The sequence below is a fragment of the uncultured Streptococcus sp. genome, from assembly GCF_963528215.1.
In the GTDB taxonomy this organism is placed as follows: Bacteria; Bacillota; Bacilli; order Lactobacillales; family Streptococcaceae; genus Streptococcus.
Genome location: NZ_CAURVL010000004.1, coordinates 81,002 through 105,680, shown reverse-complemented (window position 1 = coordinate 105,680; position 24,679 = coordinate 81,002). Strand labels below are relative to the sequence as shown.

The 24,679-nt window shown below is 41.2% G+C and carries 26 protein-coding genes; 11 read left to right on the top strand and 15 right to left on the bottom strand.

The features are described 5' to 3' along the window. Window positions 1-5: 5 nt before the first annotated feature. The 3 genes from esaA to hisS form a co-directional block, all read right to left on the bottom strand. Window positions 6-2,906, bottom strand: coding sequence for a type VII secretion protein EsaA (gene esaA / locus RWS24_RS03060; RefSeq protein ID WP_314365274.1), 2,901 nt, complete (start codon window positions 2,904-2,906; stop codon window positions 6-8). 235 nt (window positions 2,907-3,141) lie between these two features. Further along, entirely contained in the window at window positions 3,142-3,429 is a 288-nt protein-coding gene (locus tag RWS24_RS03055) for a WXG100 family type VII secretion target (RefSeq protein WP_227965047.1), read from the bottom strand. A gap of 167 nt (window positions 3,430-3,596) precedes the next feature. Further along, window positions 3,597-4,877, bottom strand: coding sequence for a histidine--tRNA ligase (hisS, locus tag RWS24_RS03050; protein WP_314365270.1), 1,281 nt, complete (start codon window positions 4,875-4,877; stop codon window positions 3,597-3,599). A gap of 180 nt (window positions 4,878-5,057) precedes the next feature. Between hisS and RWS24_RS03045 the strand changes: the two genes are divergently transcribed. Next, complete coding sequence (locus RWS24_RS03045) at window positions 5,058-5,399, top strand: metal-sulfur cluster assembly factor (protein ID WP_002899327.1); 342 nt, start codon at window positions 5,058-5,060, stop codon at window positions 5,397-5,399. 82 nt (window positions 5,400-5,481) lie between these two features. Here the strand turns inward: RWS24_RS03045 and ilvD are convergent, their stop codons facing one another. Continuing rightward, window positions 5,482-7,185 carry a dihydroxy-acid dehydratase gene (gene ilvD / locus RWS24_RS03040; RefSeq protein ID WP_314365267.1) on the bottom strand — a complete coding sequence of 568 codons (1,704 nt, stop codon included), beginning with the start codon at window positions 7,183-7,185 and terminating at the stop codon, window positions 5,482-5,484. Between the two features lie 286 nt (window positions 7,186-7,471). Here ilvD and rpmF point away from each other — a divergent pair, with 286 nt between their 5' ends. Together rpmF and rpmG are read left to right on the top strand one after the other, a co-directional pair. Beyond that, the gene (gene rpmF, locus RWS24_RS03035) at window positions 7,472-7,654 is read left to right on the top strand and encodes a 50S ribosomal protein L32 (protein ID WP_000290417.1); all 183 of its coding nucleotides are present in this window, start codon (window positions 7,472-7,474) and stop codon (window positions 7,652-7,654) included. 15 nt (window positions 7,655-7,669) lie between these two features. Then, window positions 7,670-7,819 (top strand): 50S ribosomal protein L33, encoded by a 150-nt coding sequence (gene rpmG / locus RWS24_RS03030; RefSeq protein ID WP_001265622.1) that lies wholly within the window; start codon window positions 7,670-7,672, stop codon window positions 7,817-7,819. 558 nt (window positions 7,820-8,377) lie between these two features. On the opposite strand, the gene RWS24_RS03025 is transcribed toward rpmG, so the two are convergent. Beyond that, window positions 8,378-8,887 carry a hypothetical protein gene (locus RWS24_RS03025; protein ID WP_314365251.1) on the bottom strand — a complete coding sequence of 170 codons (510 nt, stop codon included), beginning with the start codon at window positions 8,885-8,887 and terminating at the stop codon, window positions 8,378-8,380. A gap of 505 nt (window positions 8,888-9,392) precedes the next feature. Between RWS24_RS03025 and RWS24_RS03020 the strand changes: the two genes are divergently transcribed. The 8 genes from RWS24_RS03020 (at window position 9,393) to RWS24_RS02985 (ending at window position 14,720) form a co-directional block, all read left to right on the top strand. Then, window positions 9,393-9,716 carry a hypothetical protein gene (locus RWS24_RS03020; protein WP_125353418.1) on the top strand — a complete coding sequence of 108 codons (324 nt, stop codon included), beginning with the start codon at window positions 9,393-9,395 and terminating at the stop codon, window positions 9,714-9,716. A gap of 10 nt (window positions 9,717-9,726) precedes the next feature. Then, entirely contained in the window at window positions 9,727-10,827 is a 1,101-nt protein-coding gene (locus tag RWS24_RS03015) for a cell division protein FtsK (protein WP_314365246.1), read from the top strand. After that, window positions 10,827-11,387 carry a hypothetical protein gene (locus tag RWS24_RS03010; RefSeq protein ID WP_314365243.1) on the top strand — a complete coding sequence of 187 codons (561 nt, stop codon included), beginning with the start codon at window positions 10,827-10,829 and terminating at the stop codon, window positions 11,385-11,387. Before RWS24_RS03015 ends, RWS24_RS03010 begins: the two co-directional genes overlap by 1 nt. 172 nt (window positions 11,388-11,559) lie before the next feature. Beyond that, window positions 11,560-12,747, top strand: a complete 1,188-nt coding sequence (locus RWS24_RS03005; protein ID WP_314365240.1) for a Rep family protein — start codon at window positions 11,560-11,562, stop codon at window positions 12,745-12,747. Then, window positions 12,744-12,923 (top strand): hypothetical protein, encoded by a 180-nt coding sequence (locus tag RWS24_RS03000; RefSeq protein WP_314365237.1) that lies wholly within the window; start codon window positions 12,744-12,746, stop codon window positions 12,921-12,923. Before RWS24_RS03005 ends, RWS24_RS03000 begins: the two co-directional genes overlap by 4 nt. A gap of 1 nt (window position 12,924) precedes the next feature. Then, a complete protein-coding gene (locus tag RWS24_RS02995) occupies window positions 12,925-13,092 on the top strand; it encodes a hypothetical protein (RefSeq protein ID WP_314365234.1) in 168 nt (55 codons plus the stop codon). Between the two features lie 11 nt (window positions 13,093-13,103). Beyond that, window positions 13,104-13,364 (top strand): MerR family transcriptional regulator, encoded by a 261-nt coding sequence (locus RWS24_RS02990; protein ID WP_314365233.1) that lies wholly within the window; start codon window positions 13,104-13,106, stop codon window positions 13,362-13,364. Between the two features lie 90 nt (window positions 13,365-13,454). Continuing rightward, on the top strand, window positions 13,455-14,720 hold the full coding sequence (locus tag RWS24_RS02985) for a site-specific integrase (RefSeq protein ID WP_314365229.1): 1,266 nt from the start codon (window positions 13,455-13,457) through the stop codon (window positions 14,718-14,720). A gap of 216 nt (window positions 14,721-14,936) precedes the next feature. Here RWS24_RS02985 and RWS24_RS02980 read toward each other — a convergent pair whose 3' ends face one another. The 10 genes from RWS24_RS02980 to RWS24_RS02935 all read right to left on the bottom strand — a co-directional run bounded on the left by RWS24_RS02980 (window position 14,937) and on the right by RWS24_RS02935 (window position 24,438). Then, the gene (locus tag RWS24_RS02980; RefSeq protein ID WP_002894155.1) at window positions 14,937-15,161 is read right to left on the bottom strand and encodes a helix-turn-helix transcriptional regulator; all 225 of its coding nucleotides are present in this window, start codon (window positions 15,159-15,161) and stop codon (window positions 14,937-14,939) included. A gap of 2 nt (window positions 15,162-15,163) precedes the next feature. Continuing rightward, complete coding sequence (locus RWS24_RS02975; protein ID WP_314365227.1) at window positions 15,164-15,742, bottom strand: DUF3796 domain-containing protein; 579 nt, start codon at window positions 15,740-15,742, stop codon at window positions 15,164-15,166. Window positions 15,743-15,939: 197 nt separating this feature from the next. Further along, entirely contained in the window at window positions 15,940-16,974 is a 1,035-nt protein-coding gene (locus RWS24_RS02970) for a SepM family pheromone-processing serine protease (protein ID WP_223338084.1), read from the bottom strand. 52 nt (window positions 16,975-17,026) lie between these two features. Beyond that, complete coding sequence (locus RWS24_RS02965) at window positions 17,027-17,917, bottom strand: hypothetical protein (RefSeq protein WP_314365220.1); 891 nt, start codon at window positions 17,915-17,917, stop codon at window positions 17,027-17,029. A 48-nt stretch (window positions 17,918-17,965) separates the two neighbouring features. Then, entirely contained in the window at window positions 17,966-18,880 is a 915-nt protein-coding gene (locus tag RWS24_RS02960) for a hypothetical protein (protein ID WP_314365313.1), read from the bottom strand. A 158-nt stretch (window positions 18,881-19,038) separates the two neighbouring features. Further along, the gene (locus RWS24_RS02955; RefSeq protein ID WP_002894168.1) at window positions 19,039-19,638 is read right to left on the bottom strand and encodes a glucosaminidase domain-containing protein; all 600 of its coding nucleotides are present in this window, start codon (window positions 19,636-19,638) and stop codon (window positions 19,039-19,041) included. A gap of 35 nt (window positions 19,639-19,673) precedes the next feature. Further along, the gene (locus RWS24_RS02950) at window positions 19,674-20,486 is read right to left on the bottom strand and encodes a prepilin peptidase (protein ID WP_314365216.1); all 813 of its coding nucleotides are present in this window, start codon (window positions 20,484-20,486) and stop codon (window positions 19,674-19,676) included. Then, complete coding sequence (locus RWS24_RS02945; RefSeq protein ID WP_314365214.1) at window positions 20,483-21,547, bottom strand: hypothetical protein; 1,065 nt, start codon at window positions 21,545-21,547, stop codon at window positions 20,483-20,485. Before RWS24_RS02945 ends, RWS24_RS02950 begins: the two co-directional genes overlap by 4 nt. 7 nt (window positions 21,548-21,554) lie before the next feature. Then, on the bottom strand, window positions 21,555-22,643 hold the full coding sequence (locus RWS24_RS02940; protein ID WP_314365211.1) for a hypothetical protein: 1,089 nt from the start codon (window positions 22,641-22,643) through the stop codon (window positions 21,555-21,557). A gap of 55 nt (window positions 22,644-22,698) precedes the next feature. Then, window positions 22,699-24,438, bottom strand: a complete 1,740-nt coding sequence (locus tag RWS24_RS02935) for an MFS transporter (RefSeq protein ID WP_314365210.1) — start codon at window positions 24,436-24,438, stop codon at window positions 22,699-22,701. Between the last annotated feature and the right edge of the window lie 241 nt (window positions 24,439-24,679).

Below are 24,679 nucleotides of genomic sequence, written 5' to 3'. Positions count from 1 at the left end.
CTCTTTTAAACTTCCTCAGTTTTTAATGTTCTAGTCTTGATAAAGATATTAGCTGCAACCAGCAGAGCCAGCAAGACAATCAGACCAAAGATGGCAAAGAAACCAGCTGTCTTGCCGTCAAAGTAACCTGACAGCATACCTTCTAGTACAGACAAGGCATTCAAGCTCTTGATAAAGGCTGGGAAGCCAGTCAAGCTAGCTGTCGTACCAATGGCATTAGATAGGTAGACAAAGCTGATAATCATGAAGAAAGCTAAGCCCATACCCATCACGCGCAGATGCTTGAGGAACAAATACTGCCCCTGAATCAAGACAAAGCTAGCAACCACAATCAACAAGACCCATGATGGTACATATTCCTTGCCGATGTGAAGCTGCATACTGGAGACAATCCCAATAACTAGCCCAATTGTCAGAGACAGGAAGCCTAGGATGCCAACAGTCGTAATATCTGTATCTTGTAGTTTATTAAGTTTAAAGCGGTCTTTAACCTTGCGTACAATGTTCTGTGTTGCAAAGAGATAGGCCGTAAAGAGACTGACAATCTCCAACAAGAGGATCCAAGTAAATGGACGGTAAACATTGACAGTCGCTTTGACAGATGAAGAAGACTGAGCAACTGGATTAGATAGGAAGTCCAACAATACTTCATTAGGAACACCGTTCTCATAGGCATTGTTAAGAACCTTGACAAAGGACTCCACAAAGTTGCCATTATCTTCCAATTCCTTATTGAATTGTCCCATCAAGCTTTCAGCATTCGCAGACAGTTTCTCTGTCGTTCCTTGTGCATTTTCCAGCTCACGATTGAAGCTGCTGAAGATCTGGTTGACACTATCAGCTGCTTGCACATTGGTCTGTGAAGAAGACTTAACGCCAGAAGTTGAAGACAGCAAGGATGAGAATTCTGAATTTAGAGATGACAAATCGGTGTCAGTTTTAGCCAACGCTTCTGTAGAAGAAGCCTGAGCTTTTGAAATATCTGTCATTCTAGTTTGTAGGTTTTCATAAAGGTTGAGCTGTTCTCCGATTTCTGTTGCGAGTTTAGCGTTAGTTCCTTTGACTTCTTCGATCTTGTTTTTCAAGTTACTAATCGTTTCATCTAAGGTTTCTTTAACCCCTTGACTCTTACCATCGTTACTTTTAGACAAGCTATTTTGATAACTATCTAGATTCGAATTAATAGCATTTATCAAAAGGGTAGATAAAGATTCAGACATATCTTTATTTTTTAACTCATCAAAAGAATTATAAGCTTGGATTAAAGACATAACATGTTGATAGGCAGAAGAAATCTCTTGTACTTTAGCTCCATATGCCGCTGCCGCTTTTTGTGCATCCTCTACATTCACCGGCGCACTTGCAACCTTAATACCATTCAGAGAAATATCAATTGAGCTGTCAACTGAAGTGGCTGCAGCATCATTAGCTACACTGAACTGCACATTAAAATTAGCCCCCTCAGCTAAATTAATTTCTTGCCCATTTGCTACTGTTTCGCCATTGTATGTAATAGTTTTAATTGTTACACCTGTTGGTGGAGTGACTGACAAAGTAGCCTTTCCAACCTGGCTATTAACTGGGCTGGCTGTAGAGCTAGCCGCTTTCTCTGCAGCTGCTGCCAGATTGTCTAACTCAGCACTTCCATTTCCTTGTGGTGTTCCAAATTGCGAAATGGTTGAATAGTCAAGAGCAGGAACAGGCAATCCGAATTTCACCTCTGTTGGTTGAGAAGTTGGCAAAGCTTTTACTGCTTCAGCTATTTGTGCCTTCAAAGAAGCATCATAGCTTGTTATAGCATCTCCAAAAACTGCGCTAAGAGCAATAGGCTTACCTTCTTCAACACCATAGTAGGTCCTTAATTTATTATCAACAAAGTCCTTAATCTGCTGTTTATGGACATCTAATTGACCACGTTCTGTTTCCAAAGCAGATTCCAAATCCGCTAATTGCTTACTAACATTATCAGCATCAACATCTTTTACTTCATCGGTCTGGCCAAGCTGTTTAGTGAAATTTTTTTGTGTTTCTTCTAACTTAGCGTAGAGTTTTTGAGTATCATCATGGACAACTTTTTCATCCATTTCCATCAGTTGCTTCATAAAAGCAGCATAGTTGATTTGGTCATCCGCCCGCTGTTTGAGAAGGCTATCAAAATTCTTTCCATAAGTGGCCTGAGAATTATCCAAGTCATCGAAAGCCTTAGCATAAGTTTCCAGAGTCGTCTTCAGAGAGTTATTGGCTTCGACAGATGAGGCAGACATACTAACCAACGTTGGGAAGATATTCTTAGAGCCAATAGCAGACTCCAACAAGTTGGTTCGATAATTGCCAATATTGGTAATTTGCACCTCTGAACTAGCCTGCACATTTTGCTGAGCTGTATATAGATTGCTCAAGATGCTTGCCATATACATATCAACCAACTGGCTATTCAGATCTGCGATAATATCCTTAGCCAGATTATTAGCTTCATTTTCAATCTGCTGATTTCCAGCAGCATTGACCTTATAAGTAACGATTGTCCGATCTGCGCTGATAGCATTAACATCTAACACCTTCTCTGAAAAGTCACTTGGAATCGTTACGACCAGTTGATATTTGCCATTTTCAAGACCAGTATCCGCAGCTCCACGCGTCACAATATACCAGTTTTGAGAGTCATCTCGTTCCAGATTCTTGACATAGCTAGCACCAAGATTGTACTCTTTCTTGTCAACCTTGACAGCCCGATCCTCATTGACAACCGCAACATTTAGTTTAGTCTTTTGGTCAGTGCGAATCTTGCTGTCCCTAGCAGTGCTTGTATTCTTTTGCACTGCGACATTCAGCGTCACTACTGCAGCCAGCAAGGCAATAACCAAAACAACGTTTCCTATATACTTAAGTAATTTTTTATTTCCCATGGATGTAAATTTCTTTTTCTTTTTAAATTTTTTTAGTTTATTGTTACATAAAAAAGCACACAGAAAGACACAAACAGCTCTAACAGTCTAATTCAGATATTGATTCAGATTGTCAGAGCTTGCCTTTACATTGCAGCGATTTTCTTATCAAACATGAAAGAAACTGCCATTTTTTCATTTTTAATCTTTACAAAAATAGGAAGGCTCTTGCCTTCCTAAAGCCGTTATAACAAAATTAGTGAATTTGTGAAGCAATATTTTCATCTGTTTCTTCAACAATGTCAGCAACTTTAAGCAACTGAGCATTAATATCTTGAAGCAAGTGTGCAAATTCTTCAATCTTTGGAGATAGTGCTTCAAATTGTGCATCAAAGCTACGAAAAGCAGAACCATCCCAGTTTCCTCTGATAACTTCTTGTTCATGTTTTAAGCTGCTAAGAACTTGACTAACATCTTCAGAACCACGAGTATATTTTTGCGCAGAAGTCCGAAGATCTTCTGGAGTTAATTTAATTTGTGACATAGTTGTCTCTCCTTTAGCAAATTTATATAACGGGTACATTATATCAATAATCACTTTATGTTTCAAGCTTTTAAAGATATTTTTTTAGAAAATATATTGACATGTTGTCAACCAAATTCGCTCAAACGCCTGATACTATAGCATTTTCAATTGTTAGGATCAAGCCTTTAAAACCCCAATTTCTCAAAAATAAGCTGATAGTTTTCTTGGATTTGGTCTAGGCTAACAGTAATGTCCTCACGATTATGATTGTTCTTAACAGTCACCTGACCGCTTTCCACTTCGCTTTCACCCAAGGTGATAAGAGTTTTGGCCTTAAAGATATCCGCAGATTTGAACTGAGCCTTGAGCTTGCGGTCTAGATAATCCCTCTCTGCCGCAAAGCCCTGTGCGCGGAGAGCCTGCACTAACTCCAAAGCTCTGCCATTGGCACCAGCTCCTAGAACCGCTACATAAACATCCAGAGCGGTTTCAATCGGCAGCTCTACTCCTTGCTTATCAAGTACCAGAAGCAAACGTTCCAAGCCCATACCAAAGCCAACACCTGGTGTTTCAGGTCCGCCAAAGTAAGCAACTAGCCCATCATAACGGCCGCCAGCACAAATAGTCAGCTGACTGCCTGCCACCTCAGTTGTAAACTCGAAAATCGTGTGGTTGTAATAATCCAAACCACGAACCATGTTGGTATTGATGACATAAGGAATCTGCAAGGTCTCTAGCATAGAGCGAACAGCCTCAAAGTAAGCACTGCTCTCCTCATCCAGATAGTCCAGAATAGACGGAGCACCTTCTACAGCCGCCTTGTCCTCAAGCTCTTTAGAATCCAGCACGCGCAGCGGATTCTCCTCCAAGCGACGTTGGCTATCTGCTGAAAGGCTAGCCTTCAGTGGGGTAAGATAATCAATCAAGGCCTGACGGTAAGCAGCTCTGCTCTCAGGATTCCCCAGCGAGTTGAGTTCCAAGCTGACATTGGTAATGCCAATGTCCTTGAAAAATTGAGCAGCCATGGCAATCATTTCTACATCTGTAGCAGGATTACTAGAGCCAAAACACTCTGCTCCAATCTGATGAAATTCCCGCAGACGGCCAGCCTGAGGCCGCTCATAGCGGAACATGGAGCCCATATAGTAGACTTTGACAGGCTTTTGCACTTCAGGAGCAAAAAGCTTGTTCTCTACATAAGAACGCACCACAGGCGCTGTCCCCTCTGGACGTAGCGTGATATGGCGGTCGCCCTTATCATAAAAGTCATACATTTCCTTGGTCACGATGTCTGTCGTATCCCCGACCGAGCGGCTGATGACTTCATAGTGCTCAAAAATGGGCGTGCGGATTTCGCCGTAATTGTATTTTTTAAATGTCTTGCGGGCAAAGTCTTCTACATACTGCCACTTGGCTGATTCCTGAGGAAGAATGTCCTGAGTTCCTTTAGGTTTTTGTAATTTCATCTTCTGACCTCCACCTTCTTTAGTACTTATATTCTATCATAAGTCCGCCATTTTGAGGAGCCCGAAAGGGATTTTTCATTTGGAAGAACTAAATCCGTTTTCATGTTCCAAAATAGCTTGAAAAAAAGTCTGAATTGTGAGAAAATAAAAACAATTCAACTCAGATAGAAGGGAATAGCCATGAGAGACGATATCAAAATCAATGATCGAGCAGCTGCAATTCAGGATAAGTTGGTGGAGAAGCTCGAGCGTATTTACGATCCGGATGTAGAGCTGGATGTCTATAACTTAGGGCTGATTTATGAAATCAACTTAGACGAAAACGGCCACTGCAAGGTTGTCATGACCTTTACCGATACAGCCTGTGACTGTGCTGAGAGCCTGCCCATCGCCATTATGGACTCTCTTAAAAAAATAGATGAGATTGAAAGCGCCTCTGTCGAGGTTACTTGGTCTCCTGCTTGGAAAATCACTCGTATCAGCCGCTTCGGCCGCATTGCTTTGGGAATCAGTCCTAGATAAGAAGACAATTAACTTATCAGTATTTAAAATAAAAATATCAAACCCGCTAGAAAAACTAGCGGGTTCTTTTATCATATATAAGCTATTTCTTGCCGGTTTCTTCTGGTTTCCAGAAATCAGTAACAGCACCTTTAGCTGCAGAGGATACCATGTGAGCATATTTACCAAGTACCCCGCGACTATAAAGCGGTGGAATGGTCGTTTCTGCCTTACGTTTCGCCAGCTCTTCGTCAGAGACTGCCATAGAGATTTCCTTGGTATCTTGGTCAACCGTGACTATATCGCCTGTACGAAGATAGGCAATCGGGCCACCATCTTGAGCTTCTGGAGCAATGTGTCCGACAACCAAGCCGTAAGTGCCGCCTGAGAAGCGACCATCTGTTAGAAGAGCCACCTTGTCTCCTTGCCCCTTCCCTACGATAATAGAAGAAAGTGACAGCATTTCTGGCATACCAGGGCCACCCTTTGGTCCAACGTAGCGAACTACAACCACGTCGCCATCGACCACTTCATCGGCCAGTACCGCATCAATAGCAGCTTCTTCCGAGTCAAAGACCTTGGCTGGTCCAACATGACGGCGTACTTTAACACCAGAAACCTTAGCAACAGCACCGTCTGGGGCCAGATTACCATGCAAGATGATCAATGGACCGTCTGCACGTTTTGGATTTTCAAGCGGCATAATAACCTTTTGACCTGGTGTCAGATCAGCAAATTCTGCCAGATTCTCTGCCACAGTCTTACCTGTGCAAGTGATGCGATCACCATGCAGGAAGCCGTTCGCCAAGAGATATTTCATCACAGCCGGTACCCCACCAACCTCATAAAGGTCTTGGAAGACATACTGACCGGACGGTTTCAAGTCAGCCAAATGCGGTACTTTCTCTTGAATGACATTAAAGTCATCCAGTGTCAGCTCAACATTGGCCGCGTGAGCCATGGCCAGCAAGTGCAGAGTAGCATTGGTAGAACCGCCTAGAGCCATGGTCACCGTGATTGCATCTTCAAAGGCTTCGCGCGTCAAAATGTCAGAAGGCTTCAGCCCCATTTTCAGCATTTTTACAACAGCACGACCAGCTGCTTCGATATCCTCTTGCTTGTCTTTGGACTCAGCAGGGTGAGAAGATGATCCTGGCAGACTCATGCCTAGAACTTCAATAGCCGTCGCCATAGTATTGGCCGTATACATACCGCCACAGCCACCAGGACCAGGGCAGGCATTACACTCAATGCGCCGCACTTCCTCAGCTGTCAAGTCACCATGGTTCCATTTCCCGATTCCTTCAAAGACAGAAACCAAATCAATGTCCTTGCCGTCCAGATTCCCCGGTGCAATCGTTCCGCCGTAGGCAAAGACAGCAGGAATATCCATGTTAGCAATGGCAATCATGGAGCCAGGCATATTTTTATCACAGCCCCCGATAGCTACAAAAGCATCCACGTTATGCCCACCCATTGCAGCCTCGATGGAATCTGCGATGATGTCGCGTGAGGTCAGAGAGAAGCGCATCCCTGGCGTCCCCATGGCAATCCCGTCCGCAACCGTAATAGTCCCGTACTGAACAGGCCAAGCCCCCTCTGCTTTGATTCCTTCCTTGGCCAGCTTGCCCAAGTCATGCAAATGGATGTTACAGGGTGTATTTTCCGCCCAAGTGGAAATCACCCCAACAATAGGCGTTTCAAAATCCTTATCTGTCATCCCCGTCGCGCGAAGCATGGCACGGTTAGGAGATTTAACCATACTGTCATAAATCTTACTTCTGTGACGAATATCCTTATCTGTCATAGCTTTCCCTTTCATTACAGTAGTCTTTGTTCCTTATTATACCACACTTAGGCTGTATTTTACAGAGGAAAATTTTTAAATTTTCAGAAGATTGGGAAAATATAGAGGCGGATTTGAAACTTTTTCCTATCAAGCAAAAAGAAGATAACTAGAAGCTCAGGGGGGGTTCAAAAAGAAGAAAAAAATCTGTCAAGTAACTTTACTTTACAAAAAAGTTTTGTTATACTGTTAAAGTTGATGAAAATCAAACCTAATTGAATTTATATCTTAAAAGGAGAAAAACGAAATGGCAGTACCTGCACGTCGCACATCAAAAGCGAAGAAAAATAAACGTCGTACACACTACAAAGTAACAGCTCCATCTGTAAACTTTGACGAAACTACTGGAGATTACTCACGTTCTCACCGTGTATCACTTAAAGGATACTACAAAGGACGTAAAATCGCTAAAGCTGCATCAGCTGAATAATAGAAGGGAGATACCATGCGCGTAAATATTACACTTGAACACAAAGAATCTGGTGAACGCTTGTACCTTACTTCTAAAAACAAACGTAACACTCCAGACCGTCTTCAATTGAAGAAATACTCACCAAAACTTCGCAAGCACGTTGTGTTTACAGAAGTTAAATAGTGGGTCATTACGTTTCAGTAGAAACGAAAAAGCCTTGATTTAACGCGATTCTTGAATTTTCAAATTTCAATGTATTGCAATAAAAATCAACCGAATGACTACATTTTTGACTACATTTTTTGTGAAATAAATTTAGAAATTCGGATATAAAAATCAAAGAGGAGCTTCACCCCGAGGCTCTCTTTTTGTTTTATTATTACTTCGTGAAGGTATTGAAACAGCATAGTTTTTTCAATGCTTTGCACGGATTCAAAAGAGTTTGGGACAAAAAGATTTCAATTTTTAAAAATCTTAATTATTAAGCCCTTCAAATCTATAATTAAATGCGAAAAGCGAACAAAGCAGAATTCTGATTACCAGAAAACTAGCTTTGTTCGCTTTTTATATTTGAGGTTGGACTTTTGTCCCAAACTCTTTTGAATCCGTGCATTTACAACATAGATATACGCAATATTAAGAGGCAAAGTCTCTTAATAGTTTCTCAGAGCTAACAAAACAGCTTGATGGATTTTCTAGTTATCTCCAAAAATGTTATAAGTTAATTCCCACTTACAATATCTATTCAAAAGGAGGCACTTTGATATCTATAACTGCTAATTTGTTATATTTTAATTTACTATCCCACTTGTCATAAAACATTTCTGCAACTGGATGACAAATTCCTTTGGTGTCAACTATAAGCTTACCATTTGTATAGTATGCCAATTTTACATCATCTATTTGAAATAGACCTTCACAATTTTCTTTTTTTCGAGCCGGTGAAATAAATTCAATGATTTCAGGTGCTTTTTCATTTTTATCAATAGAATTTAAGATGCTATAAAAGTCCATTCTTGAAATATTTTCATATTCGTCTCGTTGATATACAAAAACTTCACTACTAAACAAAAAATCCTCGAACTCCTCTGACAACGAACACTTTCTAGCACGATAATCTGAAAGATAGATTATATTACCTTTAACTTCTGAGTCACCTGCCAGTAACTGAGCATATAAGTTTCCTAACTCTGCTAAAAAATTTTCTACTGGCTCTCCAGTTTCTAATTCTATATCGCAATCGCTTCTCATTTTATTTCTCCTCTATAATTTGACTATATACATTTCTTAAAAAACTACCTAACCGCAGCGATTAGATAGTTATGAAGAGTTTCCATCCATTCTTAATTATCACTTTTTGTACCAACTGCTCCTAGCAAATCTGATTAATAGCTTGCTCAAAGAGAAATTTTACAAAAAAATTTTTTTATATGTGTCTTAATTTCTGTGTACACAGAAATTAAACTAGGGGTGATACCCCTAACCCCTTTTAATCCATGAAACGTTTTTACTTTTCAGCACTTTCTAGCTTTTCGCTAGTCTCTTAATCCCTTACAATTAGAAATTAACACAAATGACATTCTTTGTCAAGAACAAGAACAAGTCTTTTTTGTTATTTTTCCGTTACAGAAGTGCTTGCTGAAAATATGTGCACACAAAAATGTTCAATTATTTGCTATTAGTTGGTAAAAACAACTAAAACTCCAATCCAAAGGAGAACTTTTGGATGCAACAAATTTAAAAAAGAGGTAAAAATATGGCCTTCAAAATTAAAAACCAAAATGGTTATTCAGAACAATTCGCAACAGAAGCTCTTGGAAGCGAAACTCTTCACATTGTAGGATTAGAACTCGAAACACAATACGAGTATGAAAACAATGCTCGTACAAATACTATTTCAGGTTATCAAGCCTGGATTGCGACCGCAAGCCACAATCCTTTCCGTGTGAAATTTCTTCCTGAAAATAAACCTGACTTGACTTTCTTCTCTATTGGAGATGAAGTGAGCTTTGAAAAATTAGAAGCCATTCAAATCAAAAATAATGTCTACTTCCGTGCCAAAAGCATTCAGAAAGCATAGAGGAGTTCTTATGCTCAAAAAAGTTCATATTGACGATGCTTCCCTCATCAAATTTATCACCACAAACTTAAACAACACGCTTGACATCAATAGGGAGTCAAGTTTCACCAACTCTTTCTCCATCCACCTTGCTAAGGAAGATAAGGGGATGTTTTTCATTCCCAATCTTCCTGTTTCTTACGTCCTTGACCGCGACTTGTATTTCAAGATCGCGGACATTTGCTCAGGTATTCTCTATCCATACAAGACCTTACTCCTACAAAACAACGCTATCTTCTTTCCCTACAAAATAGAAGAACAAAATCTGGCACGTGCTTTCTTTTTCCCTTGGATGGACGGAATTCCAACTCGCTTAACTATTCCAGATATTCATCAGTTTATCAAAAGCGAGGTTTCTGAGAGCTATATTCCCCTGATGGCGAATCAAGTTAACTTTAACCTAAATGATGTTGTCCATATGGCTATCAGCGGTTCATCAGGTTCGGGAAAGAGTTATTTTCTAGAATACTTAATACGATGTATTCATAAAATAACAGATGACATTATCGCTGTTGACCCAAAAAAAGCAGACATCTATTGCTTAGGAAAAGAGTTGAATTTGACGGTCCTATCGCCTAATAGAGGGGCTAACCTGAATAGCTTCATCACTGAGGTAAATGATGTTCTTGGGGGTGCGATAAACAAAATCTACGAGCGCCAAGAACTCCTCCTCAAATACCCTAACGCTCCTCTAAAGCGAACCTACATCATCATTGATGAATTGCTCGCCCTGGTTCAGGGCTCTTCTAAACAAGCAAGAGATACCTTTGCCCAACTTCTCGGAACGGTCGCTCTTTTAGGTCGAGCGACCAAGGTTTCCTTGATTCTTGTTTCCCAGCGCTTTGATGCAACTGCCTTTGGGGGGAATCTCGCCGTTCGGGAACAAATCAACTGTTCCATTATCTTGGGGGAAATTAACACCAACACGACCCAATTCTTACTCCCTAACGCCCATATCGAAAATATCGTTGTCCCTAGTGGTATCGGGACAGGGATTGTTAAGTTTAGCGACGGCAAGCATGACAGTAATATCATGCCCCTCCTGACACCTCACTATAGAAAGAAACGCTAATGGTCAATCGTTACAACATATTCAAATACATTCTAATCGGCACTGGAGTTGGCTTTAGTGCTTTTTGTTTTTTTTCATTTGCGATTCCTTATTTGGAGAAGATTCAGCTAGCTGAGTTTGGGAGAGTCCTTTCCCAGCTCAGTCTCTACTTAGCTACGTCATTCGGCGCTCTTTGTCTTGCCTTTCTGCTCTTTGCTTACTGGAAAGGTGCTCTCCGAACTTTGGGGCGTTCTTGTCTAGTCACCTATCGCTTACGGCGTTTTGGACGTATCCTGACCTCTAACCCAGATAACCAGCTGGATATGAGAATCATTACTGACCAAAAGGCGGTTAAAAAGAAATTCAATCACTCCTTACAGACTCTGACAGCTGTCTATACCGCCGATAAGATTATCGTCAAGTGGCGTTTACCCCATGACCACGAAAACAAGAAAAGAGCCAAGCAGTTGCTTCCTGAAATGAAAGTAGAACTACAAGAAATTGATGGCGATTTTGTTTTCTCAGACTTTGAACAAATTCAAAAGGGGTGGTATCAAACTATCGGTACTTGCTTCAAATGAGTGTTGAAAGGTCTTTGTCGCAGACAAGAAGACCTTTCAACACTTTTTATTTACAAAAGTGTGTCATTGCTTTCTATCCCCTCTTATTCCTTTATCTATTGCGAGACTGGTCTTGGCATTGTCTCGCATTTCTATCTGTGCCAGTGTGCCAAAACTAGAAAGGATTACACACATGACCAAGAAGCTAAAGAAACAACGTTCCTTTATGTACACCCAACAAATGCGCCTCGCTCATCTACCTGACTGGAAAGACGAAATTGCACGCATTGTTCAAGCTACTCAGCCGTTTCAGTGGGCTGGTATTTTACATGACAAAGACATTGATGAAAACGGGGACTTAGTCGAACCCCATATCCACCTCATGTTGTACTTTAAACACGCCCGTAGCCCTTACAGCCTTGCTTGGGAAATCAATGATAAAGAAGGGAAGCGAGAAGATGCCCAGGTAGAGCGTCTGGAATTTTTCAAGCATCTCAACAACGGTTACAGCTATCTGGTGCACCGCACCACCGACGCCCAAAACAAATACCAATATCCTGTAACAGATGTCATCAGTAACTTTGACTTTGAGCGAAAACTTGAAAGTATCACCAAACAAATTGAACGAGCTCACAACAAAAATGAAAGCGAACTAATTAAAGAATACCTTGACCTACTCTACGAGGGAGTATTGACTCTGGAAGAGATTGAAAATGAACTAACGGGAAGTCAATACGCCAAAGCCAGTAATCGCCTGAAATCCGTTGCCGCAAAAAGGCAAGAAAAGCTCGGAAAAGACTTCCTTCAAAAGATGAAACTGCAAGGCAAGATGAAGCAAGTCATTTATATCTACGGCGCTTCTGGACTCGGAAAGACCCGACTAGCCAAAACCTACGCTAGAAACAAGGGAACACCCTACTATGTAACAGGGTCTAGCCGTGACCCTTTTCAAGCCTATCACAACCAAGAAACGGTTATCATTGATGAACTGAGACCCGATACTTTCCGATACGAGGACTTGTTAAAAATCATTGACCCTTATAATTTTGATGTTTTCTTGCCTTCACGCTACGTTGACAAAGCGTTGACAGCTGAAACCTTATTCATCACGAGTCCTTACTCGCCAAAAGAACTCTACGACAATATCTTACACCTCAAAAGCATTGATAGCTTTGAACAGCTCAATAGGCGACTGAGCACTGTAATCTTAGTGGAAGCCGATAAATTCTACCACATGACCTATCAGCCTGAACAAGCAACCTACACCAAACTAGACGGAAAAGACTTCCCTAATCCTTTTCACACCATTGAAAGAGAAGCATCAGCCGACTTTTTCAACGAATTTATCAATATTATCAATAGCAACGGAGAAAGCAAATGACACCAGAATATACACTCAAAAAACAACAAATGGCACGCCAATTAGCAGAGCTTGAAAGGGAGATAAACAATTCTCCTGAGCTCTACCCATACAAGCAACAACTCCTCCAAGAATGGGACTGTTTATACCAAGACTATTTAGCACAGCTTACAAACACACCAGAGAAAGACAACTAATATGAACTCAAGAATTCAAGAAATTAAAAACCAACTCCACGCCCTAAAACATCTGGTACAGAAACTGAACACTGTACCATTAAACGAAGCAAGAACCACAGAAGGATTGACTATCCTTGAACAAGGCATTCAAGAAGTTCTTGAAAAAATTGATGCGATGGATGAATGAAAGGAGAAAGAATGATTATAAACGAACAAACTAGGCTCAGTCAAATTGAAAATTTACTAAGTTACCTAATCACTCTTATTCAGCAACAGCAGGATATCCAAAAGAAGGCGGGGATTGTGACTCAAAAAGAACTGTTATCAATCCTAAAAATTTCCCCCAATACCCTAAGATCATGGGAAAAAATAGGTTTAAAACGATTAGAACCACCTATCGAAGGTACTCGAACCGTTTATTACAAAATGGATGATGTGATAAACTATTTAACTCTTTAACATCAAAATATGCTAAAATAATACCATCACATTAAATCCATGTGAGGTTGTTATTTTAGCCTTTTATATATCCGAAAAAGAAAGGCTGATATGCAAAAAGAAACTATCGTTTACAAAAATAGAAAGGTCATTAAAACAACTAAAAACAATAGTACAATAAGCTACACACAACGTGGAGTTTATATTGGTGTAGACTCCAAAACTGGTAAGAAGATAACATCTTCCATTACTGCTAAAACCCTAAGAAGTCTTGACCGAAAAATTATTGAAGCTAGACTTGATTTTGAAGCTAAAGGTTCGACGGTAAAAGAGACTTTAGTCATCAATAGTTTTGAGGAATTGGCAGAAGCATGGTTTACAAGCTTTGTAACGTGGGTATCATCTCAAAACACTATCAACCGTGTTAGAGGATACTTAAATACCTATATTATTCCTAAATTTGGTGATTACAAACCAGAAGAAATTAAGTCTGCTGATATTCAATTATGGATCAATCAGCTTGCTCAACAATCAAAAAAATCTGTTGAATCAGGTGCTAAAAAGTCTAAAAAGGGACACGCAAAAGATTTCGGAGCTGTTGTTTACAAACTGAGTGATATCTTTGATTTTGGTATTACCAATTTTGAATTGACACACAATCCTGCTAGCTCAGTTAAAATTCCACCAAAACCCAAATCCTCTAAAGAACGTATTATGGTTTTACATGAAGAAGAATTGGCTACATGGTTGAAACATATTAGTAGTTTACCAAATACAAGAGCAAGTCGTCGATTCAAAGTTATCTGTGATACTCTTCTAGCATCAGCTCTACGAATCAATGAACTTCTTGCTTTGACCATTCATGACTTGGATTTTGACACTAATGAGATTGTTGTGAATAAGACTCTAATGTGGAAAGCAGGAAATAAAAAGCTAGATATAAAAGGCGAAATAATTTGTAAAAATAGTGCAAAAACTGACTCAGGTAATCGCCGAGTAGCTGTTCCAAGACAAATTTTAGAAGATTTGCAAGCATTCTACAATGAAATGAGTTGCTATTTCGAGAAGCATAATCTTCCTACCGTTGATTTGATTTTCCCAACTATCTACGGGAACTATATGTGCGACAGAAACGAGCGTGCAACACTAAAAAAACGCCTAACTGAGTTAGGATTGCCAAACTATGGTTTCCACCTCTTTCGCCACACCCATGCTTCTTTAATGCTCAATGCTGGGGCAAACTGGAAAGAGCTTCAAACAAGGATGGGGCATAAATCCATCAAAACAACCATGGATACTTATGCTGAATTAGCTCCTAAAAAGAAGGCTGAGGCGGTTGAGATTTATCTAAGGGAAATAGCTAAACTTACAGATTAGTCCTATGACTACATTTCTGACTACATTTTTTAATAAAAATTTTTCAAACGTTGATTTAACAGCGTTTGAGAGACGCTAAAATAACATTTCAAACCTTTACAGAAGTGAAGTAATTTATATAACAAAAATCCTTTGAAATCAACATTTCAAAGGATTTTTTCTTTTTGCTTCAAGCCCTAGCTGAACAACAAACTTAATAGCAAGTCTCGAAAAGAACTATGCCTCCTCTTTCTGTCTGAGTTCAAAGAGGTCTTCTACTTTCAGATTGAAGACTTGAGCAATTTTGAGAGCCATTTCCAGCGAAGGATTATAGCGGTTATTTTCCAAGTGCAGAATTGTCTCGCGCCGCATGCCGATGCGGTCGGCTAGCTCCTGCTGGGTCATGCCCATGGATTCGCGAACGGATTTGAGATTAGTGATAATCTTGCTTTCTTTGGCCATGGTTATCCTCTCCGCTCCAAGATAAGATAGACAACTGCAAAGATGCAAATCAAGGCAGCTATGCTAATAAAGATCTGGCCCATGTAGAGAGTGAGAGAACCCATGTACCCAATGATAACTGCTAGGATCATCAGTGCGCCTAGTATAAAGACAAACATCAAGCTAGCTGCCTTAGCTAAATTAGCATAAAAGCGTTCGTCTGGAGTTTCCTTGACATTTTTCAAAGAGAAAAAACCAAATAAAATCACTTCAATAACGAGTCCAATTCCCAAAATCCATTCTTTAATACCAGAACTTTCGCTTGGGGTCGCAACCCAAATTCCTACTGTATAAAAAATGCTTGCTGCAAACACAAGTATCGTGTAAAGCTTAGCAGACAAGTCAAAAATAATCTTTCCCTTACCTTTCTGACTCTTATGTAGCCAGCTCCAAATAGCTACAATTTGACCTGACACTGAAATACCAGTAATAACTAACTTGGGTCCCCAACTAAGATTAGAACCAAATAAAACAGTAAAATCAATAAAGAGAGCTGCGGCAATCATTGTAATGAGGCCACCCGTTTTTTGACTTTTTTTCATGATAGACTCCTTTCCTTATGTTAGAAATATTTAACACTCTTTATGTTATAAATATATCACACTTCAATTTGGAAAGCAAGAATTTATGTGCCAAGGTGGCAATTATTTGAAAAAATTCTATAATAAAAGCCCTCGCCAGATAAATAACTAGCAGGAGCTTTTGTTTCTATTGACTACTCATAGAGTAGTAAAGTCTCTTATTCCATCTCTCTGAGATAGTTCAAAGCTTCGTTGAAGGTTTTGACAGGGACGATTTTCATTTTACTCTTGATTTTGATAGAAGCACGAAGTGCCTCATGGTAGTTAGAGCGCAACTTGGGATTGTACTGGGCAATATCAGCGTCAATGGTATCATCAGGAACAAAGAAAATCTCAGCGCCTGCCTTATCTGCAGCCATGACCTTCATCTCTATCCCGCCAATCCGGCCAACATTTCCCTTGTGGTCAATCGTTCCAGTACCAGCAATAGCTTTTCCTTTGGTAATGTCTTCAGACACGAGCTGATTGTACAGCTCCAAACTGAACATGAGTCCACCAGAGGGACCTGCTACACCGTTGCTCTTAAACTTCGTCAGAGGATTCATGGCAACACTGGCTTTAGAACCCAATGCAATCCCCAAACCAGGCTTACCAGTTGTCTCATCCACAATCACAGGACCGCTAGCCAAACCGATTACACCATTACGGCTGTACTCAATTGATACCACATCGCCAACTGGCCGCTGCTCCGTCTGATCGACAATATCGTATGGGCTAGTGTAACTCTGATTGTCAATCTTTAAAATCACATCACCTTTCTGCAGCTCCTGAGCTAACGGCGTCTCTTGGCTGACAGCATCCACAAAAATCTCTTTATGTCTAATCTCAACAGTACGACCAGCTGCTTGATAAGCTACCTGCAAGGCATTGAGATGGGAAGACCCCATAGTGCTGTTCTCTCGCTCTTCCCGTCCCTTCTCCTTATCAAAATAGTTTTCAGGTACAGAGACATACTCTGTTTCCAGCCTGTAATTAGGCAGCAAAGTCAAAAAGAGACTGAACACTCGGGCATCGGAAACACCGACAGCCATGACATAGATTTGACCTTTTCCTTGACTAGTTCCTCCTTGAACTTGGACAAAGTCTTTGGCATTCAAAGCCGGTCTCAAGGTCTCCACTTGATAAGGCAGGGGGATAAAGCCAATCCCAGTTAGCACCAAAGCAGTTATTAAAATTCTTGTTACGGATTTCATATCCTTCCTCTTGTTTCTATAAAGTTATTGTCTGGACTTTCGACTTCCTGAATTAATCACCAAAATCCACCACCTCTGTGTCATTTTCCATCAGGGCGTTGGCAAAAACAGTCCGCACAGCCAGAACAAATACACAGTAAAAGCTACTGAAAACCAGGACAGGAATCATCTGGATCAGACCAAGTAACTCATCTAGCTCACCCAGCAAGGGACCAATATACTGCCTTATCAGATCCATCAGGAGATGAGTCCCCAAGCCAATCAGCCCACCAAAAGAAGCTAGAAAAAAGCTGAGCAGAACATAACGACCTCTGCGCTCCTTCATCAGCAGGACTGACTTTCTCAGACAGCCATAAAAAGAAAGCGGCTTGGCTAGATTGTCTCTGGAGCTAGTATCCTGAATGATATAGGACAGCAAAAAGAAGTGCGAATCAACCAGATAAGTGAAGAGCAGGTAAAAGACCATGAACAAGAAAGGAAAAAGAAACTGGAAAATCACAATGGCCTCTGGACTTACTGCCCTTCGATAAAAGGCAAAGAGACTAGCCACCCCAAGATTGATGCCGATTGCCGACCAACCCATGTATAGAATCAGAACCTGAACTGCACTGACAATGAAGGAATAAAAGAGGCGAGTAAGCAAGCCATCTGAGATACTATACCAAACCGCATAGCCAAAATAGAGCTTAACCATCTGCGGATTTCGTATCACTGTCAAGGCAAATTTATTGGTATAAGCAAAACTGAAGGCAATTATAAAAGCTAAACAAGTCAAGACTAAAATGGATCGGTAAGACCAACTCGAAACCAGCGGAAAAAGAAACCAAGCCAGTGTCGCAAGCGGAATTCCGACTAGCAAAAGGCCTTTCAGCCAAACAAAATAATATTCTGTAACAAAAACCCAAGATTCTCTGAAAACCCTTGTTACTTTTACATCATTCATCGTTCATTATCCTAAATCCTAAAACCCTTTCTAATTTTTTCATAAATATTAATCTCCAAAATTAACTATTTCCCGATCATAAGACATCAGGATATCGGCCATAACCGAACGGGCTGCCAAGGCATAAATCAGCAAAAAGCCATTTATCATACTAACAATCATTCCCACAACATTAGACACGCCATCGCCAAAAAGTAAACTCAAAACTTCTATTAGACCCAATCCTACAGGAATAAGCTTTAAGACAAGCTCTACCAGTAAGTAACGCCCTCTCTGACCATTCATACGAGAAAAGGACTTGCCCAAGCTGCCAAAGGCTGACAGAGGACGCAATAGGTTGTCAGAGGAGTTGGTATCCTGAATAATATAGGGCAATAAGAAGAAGTGAGAGGCTACAAAATAGCTGTAAAACAAATGGAATACCAAGTTAAACATTGGTGCTATCAAAAAAACCAGGAAGAGCATGCTAGCTATCTTCTCTTGATTTTTTGCAACCCAAATAAGCCAAGTTCCCATAATCTCTTGAAAATTTGCATCTGACATCAAGACATTATAAAAGTATACAAAAAGAAGTAACATAGCCAAGAAAAAGATGAAGACATAAATAGACATAGAAAGCAAACGCCCAAAAAAGCCATCAGAAATACTGTAGCCAACAGCCCTCCAGAAGTTTCTTCGCACCATCTGCGGATTACGAACCATGGTCAAGGAAAACTTATGGATATAAGAAATCACAAAAGAACATAGAAATCCAAAGAAAATCATACTTGGAACAAATGAAGAAGTAAATGGAGAAAAAAATAGAATTAATAGTGCCAGAATAAAAAATGGCAGTTGAATGATAGCAAGCCCTGCTGTCCATACAAAAAAGTAATCAACAGTCAATCCCCAGGCTTCCTTTAACACATCGCTTACGTCAAACTTTTTTTTCATAAATCCCCTAATTAAGTCATTTTTCGCCATAAAAGACGATGTAGATGTCGCAGAAGCAAGTTTTTTAGTCCCGAGAGGATGATTAAGAATTTTTAGAGCTACAGAGAGCAGCAAAAACTCCATCAGTCGCCTCACCAAGAAATTCTTCCTATAATAAAGCAAGCTGAGACATGATTGTCCCAGCCACCTTAACCTTTTTTCAAAAAATTTCGAATACGAATCATAATCTTGCTTGACCAAGTTTTGTCAGATGCGTATCTTACATTGATAGCAGCCATGCTCTTACCATTGTAGAACTGACCGCCAGGCTTGAGATAGTGCTCGCTGAGATAGCGGGCGACTGTATCTATACCGTCATCAAATGTTGCGAAATTTCCTGCACTGGAAAAAGGACTGGAGTCATAAGCCATGAAACCAAACAGGTTGTGCTTGGCCTGAGCAATCTGACTGCGGCCGTAATCCGATTCGTGAATAGCCAGCCCTACGAGAAAAATTGCATTAACTCCATGATCTTTCTCTGCTTTTTTGAAAGCTTTTCCCAATCCAGCCATCGGCGTGCCAGCCAGACGACTATCAATGAAATCAGCTGACACTGTGCTTGGCACTGTTACATCTTCTGAAAAGACGACTGCTCCTGTTTTCTTGGCCTGAAATTGATCTGACACCTGAACTAAAGATGGATCCAGACTGGCCTTTTCATTTGCCGCTAGGCGGCTGACAGGCAGCACACTGCCTGAAAGGACAGTAGCTGTCGCTAATGCTATGATAACTTTTTTCTTCCTAAACATTTTTTCTATCCATTTCTATTGTCGCTTTTGATTCCCTAGATTCCTCCCCAGAAATATAGGATGACCGCCATGATACTCATAGCAGGACCAAAAGGGACTTCTTCTTTCAACTTAAATTTGAATTTCTTAAAGATGGTTGCGATTAAGAGAATAGCTCCAGCCACAAAGAAAGAACCATATCCCAAAATCAGCGTATTCAAGGGGCTAAACCAACTGCTCAGGGCAGCTAAGTAGAGAATATCCCCCATCCCGAAAGCCTCTTTCTTGTAATAAGCCTTGGCCCCAAAATAAATGAGAGAGTAGAGACCAGCACCGACTAGCAGCGAAAGGAGCAATTCCCAATTGAACTCACTGGTAAAAAACGTAACAGCCATGCGTCCCAGCCAGAAAACCAGCAGAACCGAGTCCGAGATGTACTGAGTATCAAAATCGATATAGCCGATAATGAGGCAAAGCGACACCAAGAGACAGGCTGAAACAACCATCCATGGCCCCTGATCCTGAAAGATTAGATAAGAGGCCAACCAGAGCAGACCCGTCAGGAGCTCCACAATGAGATAACGCGGTGAAATCGGCTCCTTGCAGTGCTTACATTTAAAGCCCTGCATGATAATCGACACAACCGGAATCAGCTCCACCGAAGTCAAGACATGGCCGCAGGACGGACACATAGATCGACCTTTGGCAATGCTCTTTTCCAGCGGCACACGGTAGATGACGACATTGAAAAAGCTCCCAAATACGACACCTAATATAAATACTAAACTTGCAATCATAATTTTTCCCTTTTTATACTCTTTGAAAATCTCAGATGACAGTGTCAAACTTAGACTTCCCTTGAGTATCACTTAGATGCCAGAATGATGGATACTTGCCCCTCCTCCAAACTTAATGAAAATACCATATCTGTTTCTGTATTGTTTTGAATGGTCAATTCGGTCAAACCTTCAGCCGGCGTTCCGATGTTGAAATACTGTCCTCGATAGGAAATAACATTGGTCCGTGAAAAGGCGAGCTGCTGAATGGCATCTATAATCTGCTCAGCACCCTGACCGTAAACTTCTTTATTATCCTTGCCCTTGACCGGCAGGTAGCCGGACTCTGCATTCAAAGCGCCCAGCAATTCTGAGATTGACTTGGTCTCACCAGGAGCCAAGTAAACATTCTGCAGCTTGTAAAAGGCTGTTTTCATGTTTTGAGCTTGGGCAGCGTTGGTCGGCAGTGGTACTTCCTTACGCTCAATAAAGTGCATGTATTGGCTCAAAAGTTCACTCTGATCTTCTGCTTCGACAGGAGTGCTCTCAACCTTGACATCATCAAATTTGCCAGACTTGGCAATCTCCTCAGATGCTTGGATAAAAGCAGCAGGGTCAATCTTATAGCCATTAGACTTTTCTCCCACCTTTACATTAGACTCGCCGTCCATGACCAGATGATTGGTCGTTGGAAGCTGACTGAGAACATCAGGATGGGCAGCTAAGACATCGTTTAAAGGTCTAAGCCAAAAGAGTCGATTGGGATAGATGGAAATCTGTAGATTTTCCTTGGTATCGAAAAACGGTGTAAACTTATCCCAGACTGTCTTGGCCGAGATATCATCCAGCCGCTTAAGCTCTTCTTCTGTAAAATAGCTCAGTCCTAAAAAGCGCATATCTACAGAGAAGTGTTGCCCCGTAGTCAGCTGAAATGTAGCCTTATAGGGCAGTTCTCTGTAAACTTCAATCTCAGCTTCGCTCCGAGAGCGAACCTTCATAGAGGGGCGGCCATTGATACTCAGGTCAATCGTTGGATTAAAGACAAAAATGACATAAAATAAACTACCCAGCAGAAAGGCAGCAAGTGTCGCTGCTGGAAGTAGTTTTTGATATTTTGATGAAACCTTTCTTTTTCTTCTTGACATGAATCTCATCCCAACCTTATACTACGCATTCAGCTAAGCGGATAAGGAATTTACGGTCGATACGGCGAAGAAAATCAATGATGTCATCTGAAACAGTATCTCCGGCATTCAGGATAACTCCTCCATCTGCATTAACAAGATCTTTTTGCAGTGTTTTGCCTACCAGAAGACGTTTTTGCTGATCGATAAAGTCGTTAACAGCTTTCTTTGCTGCAGAGTCTTCCTCAGCAACTGGCGCTGTGCTGATAGTTGTTTCTACTTCCTCAGCAGGGGCTGCCAATACTTCTTCCAAAGCAGCATCCAGACTCAGCGCTGCATCTGTTTCTTCAACTTCTTCTTGAGCTAGTGCTGACTCTTCTTGTACCAAGTCTTGGACTTCTGGCTCTTCAGCTGTCTCTACGACTGCTTCAGAAAACTCCAAGTCAGAAGCAGCAGCACCCAGACCTACAGCAGCCAAGGCCTCTGTCAAATCTGTCGCAGCTTCTTCTTTTACATCCACTTTTTCATCTACAACTGGCTCGAATACAGGTGCTTCAGCAACTACTTCCTCAATTTTTTCGGCAGGTTTTGCAGCTTCAGTCTCATGGAGCAGATCTGCTGCAGCCAGACGGCCCATCTCTACATCTGCTTCAAGATGAGGAGCTGTCTTTTTTTCATCATTGAGGATGATATACTCTTTACCAATCATCAAGATGCGTGATTTAGGAATCTGAATTTCCTCGCTGGCATCTTCAGAATTAACCACCAAGTAACCAATTTCATTCTTTTCGTCAATATGATAGTCAACAACAGTTCCCACCTTGTTTCCATCAATTGTGATGACAATTTCGTCAAAGATACTGCCCTGTTTGTCATTCAATACCTTCAGGTCAGCTTCTTGCAGCTCTTGAAAGACTGAGCTGTTTTCTACCATGACCGCAAAGTCACCGATACCTTGGATGTTCTTGCTAGAAAGCAAGGCAAAAGGCTGTTCAGATTGTTTTGACTTAATGACAAAAGTCAGATTGACTCCCTCGTCAACAAAGACTTCATGGACTTCACCCAGTCCCATCCCTTTTTCAATCTCAATGACAACGGTCCCTGTGATTGTTTTACAACTTTTCATAATTTCCCCTAAAACCCTTCTAATTGATTACAATCAATTGTATGTTTATATAGTATTAATTTTTCCCGATTTTGTCCAGCATGTTGAACGCTTCTTGACGAAGATTTTGATCTGAGCTGCCTTGGACAATTTCTTTCAGATAGCTCTCAGCTTCTAGAACTGCATTAGAAGCCAATAATTCCTGACTTTCCAGTAGGAGGAATTGGAAATAGACCTCTTTATCTCCCGCAGTTGTTGCAGCTGGTTTTGCTTCTGATGCTTCCTCAGCCTTGAGGATGTCAGTGATTTTCTGAAGCAAATCTTCTTCTGTCTCATCTGCAGCTGGAGCGACTGAAGCAGCCTTGACTTGTGCCTCCTCAGCTTTGAGGATGTCAGCAATTCCCTTGAGCAAGTCTTCTTCTGTCTCATCTGCAACTGCTTCTTGAACAGGCTCAGCCTGTGTCCAAAGAGTGTCTTCAGAGACTGATTGAACAACTGCTGGTTCAGTAGCTTCTTCAAACTCAAACGTTTCAGCTGCAGGTTCGAAGTTGCTTTCTTCCTCCCAAGTCTCTGCCACTTCAGCAATCAAATCTTCCTCTTCAGCCCCAAGCAAATCATGCTGAATCTGGCTGAGAATGTCTTGATAGCCCTGAATATCAGCGCGATCACGACTAACCATGGACTCTTCAGCAGCAGAAAACTCTGGCTCTGCACTAGCTTGGCTGAAGACTGAGTCCATCTGAGCCTCTGGCCCAGCTTTCTCCTCAGCAAAGAAGAGAGATTCTAAGCTGTTTGCTGCTTTTGACTCTTCTGCTCTAACTGGTTTGATATCTCCCGTAGCAGCAAAAACATCTTCCAGGCTGTTGCCTCCTGCTTCTTCTGCCACTGGCTGCTGAGCTTGTTCTTGCTCAGTGAAGAATTCCTCATCATCCTGAGAAACAACACCTGTCACCTCAACTGCTTGCGGTCTGAAGTTGCCATAGCTAGACTCAGTATAGGACATCGGTCTAATCTTAGACAGAACAGCTGTCTCAAAGGCTGGATCATCTATATCTGTATAGCCTTGATTGCCGGCTGCATTTGCTTCCGTAGGCTGAATCAGAGAGTTGGCCACCTTAATCTTGGTAGAACCCTTGCGGTGATGAAGCAGGGACTGCAAAAATTCATCATTGGCCTTTTGTGCACTGTGGTCCATACCCACCATGCCGACCTCAGCTGCCGCTAGCTGACTGTTTGGCTCGTATTCTCCAAAGGCAGGAGCTGTAGCCAAGTTATCAACAGGGTAGAGAGGTTTTACTTTCTCAAATCTTGTCATATCCTTTTTGATAGAACGGTCTGCTAGGGTGCGACCAGAAGCAGATACTCTCTGCCTTGCCGGACTTTCCTCAGCCTGAACCCTTTCTTTACTTTCCTTTCTCATCCTACCGGCTGAAGCATTGGAAAAGTTCAAATCTCTAGCAGATGACAAGCCTGCGCTCGTCGCTTCCACTTTCTTGCGTGTGCTCTTGGCGTGCTTCTGGCTTCTGCTTCGCGCAGAAGCAGTTGCTCTCTTCTTGACTGGAGCTAGCTCCTGTGAAAAGAGCAGCACCATATAGACAGCCAAGGCCAAGGCACAGAGCCCAACAAAGGCTATGCCGGGAACTTGTTGAAAGAGGAATGGAGCACCAATCGCAAATAGCATGACCCATACTACGAGAAAAAGGCGCTTTATTAAAGAAATCCTAGAAACAAATAAAATGCTAATCGTATGCAGCGCTATAAGCCCTGCTCCAAAAGGTAAAAAATATGCCATTTGAGTATTTTCGACACCCCCCACTTTCTAAATGATATTAAACTTTTTCAATGCAAAACCAGACTTGATTTTGTTTTTCCATAAACTCCATTAAAACCCAAAATAGACTCGGGCGTCTATTCTGAGTTTGCTTGTATTATACTTCAAATGTCTCTATGTTTTAGTTTACTATAAATGCACCGTGAATACTAGTCTAATAACTTGGTTTTTAGCATTTTTTTAAGAAAAATTTACTCATGCTCTTGAAATTTTAAACCATAGACTT

Coding starts and splice junctions, on each gene's coding strand:
- RWS24_RS03000 (WP_314365237.1), top strand. CDS start 12,744: ATGACACCAGAATATACACTCAAAAAACAACAAATGGCACGCCAATTA.
- RWS24_RS02960 (WP_314365313.1), bottom strand. CDS start 18,880: ATGGCGAAAAATGACTTAATTAGGGGATTTATGAAAAAAAAGTTTGAC.
- RWS24_RS02955 (WP_002894168.1), bottom strand. CDS start 19,638: ATGTTTAGGAAGAAAAAAGTTATCATAGCATTAGCGACAGCTACTGTC.
- RWS24_RS02990 (WP_314365233.1), top strand. CDS start 13,104: ATGATTATAAACGAACAAACTAGGCTCAGTCAAATTGAAAATTTACTA.
- RWS24_RS02965 (WP_314365220.1), bottom strand. CDS start 17,917: ATGAATGATGTAAAAGTAACAAGGGTTTTCAGAGAATCTTGGGTTTTT.
- RWS24_RS02980 (WP_002894155.1), bottom strand. CDS start 15,161: ATGGCCAAAGAAAGCAAGATTATCACTAATCTCAAATCCGTTCGCGAA.
- hisS (WP_314365270.1), bottom strand. CDS start 4,877: ATGAAATTACAAAAACCTAAAGGAACTCAGGACATTCTTCCTCAGGAA.
- RWS24_RS03020 (WP_125353418.1), top strand. CDS start 9,393: ATGGCCTTCAAAATTAAAAACCAAAATGGTTATTCAGAACAATTCGCA.
- RWS24_RS03015 (WP_314365246.1), top strand. CDS start 9,727: ATGCTCAAAAAAGTTCATATTGACGATGCTTCCCTCATCAAATTTATC.
- ilvD (WP_314365267.1), bottom strand. CDS start 7,185: ATGACAGATAAGGATATTCGTCACAGAAGTAAGATTTATGACAGTATG.
- RWS24_RS02995 (WP_314365234.1), top strand. CDS start 12,925: ATGAACTCAAGAATTCAAGAAATTAAAAACCAACTCCACGCCCTAAAA.
- RWS24_RS02975 (WP_314365227.1), bottom strand. CDS start 15,742: ATGAAAAAAAGTCAAAAAACGGGTGGCCTCATTACAATGATTGCCGCA.
- rpmG (WP_001265622.1), top strand. CDS start 7,670: ATGCGCGTAAATATTACACTTGAACACAAAGAATCTGGTGAACGCTTG.
- RWS24_RS02985 (WP_314365229.1), top strand. CDS start 13,455: ATGCAAAAAGAAACTATCGTTTACAAAAATAGAAAGGTCATTAAAACA.
- RWS24_RS02970 (WP_223338084.1), bottom strand. CDS start 16,974: ATGAAATCCGTAACAAGAATTTTAATAACTGCTTTGGTGCTAACTGGG.
- RWS24_RS03055 (WP_227965047.1), bottom strand. CDS start 3,429: ATGTCACAAATTAAATTAACTCCAGAAGATCTTCGGACTTCTGCGCAA.
- RWS24_RS02945 (WP_314365214.1), bottom strand. CDS start 21,547: ATGAGATTCATGTCAAGAAGAAAAAGAAAGGTTTCATCAAAATATCAA.
- rpmF (WP_000290417.1), top strand. CDS start 7,472: ATGGCAGTACCTGCACGTCGCACATCAAAAGCGAAGAAAAATAAACGT.
- RWS24_RS02940 (WP_314365211.1), bottom strand. CDS start 22,643: ATGAAAAGTTGTAAAACAATCACAGGGACCGTTGTCATTGAGATTGAA.
- RWS24_RS03005 (WP_314365240.1), top strand. CDS start 11,560: ATGACCAAGAAGCTAAAGAAACAACGTTCCTTTATGTACACCCAACAA.
- RWS24_RS03010 (WP_314365243.1), top strand. CDS start 10,827: ATGGTCAATCGTTACAACATATTCAAATACATTCTAATCGGCACTGGA.
- RWS24_RS03025 (WP_314365251.1), bottom strand. CDS start 8,887: ATGAGAAGCGATTGCGATATAGAATTAGAAACTGGAGAGCCAGTAGAA.
- esaA (WP_314365274.1), bottom strand. CDS start 2,906: ATGGGAAATAAAAAATTACTTAAGTATATAGGAAACGTTGTTTTGGTT.
- RWS24_RS03045 (WP_002899327.1), top strand. CDS start 5,058: ATGAGAGACGATATCAAAATCAATGATCGAGCAGCTGCAATTCAGGAT.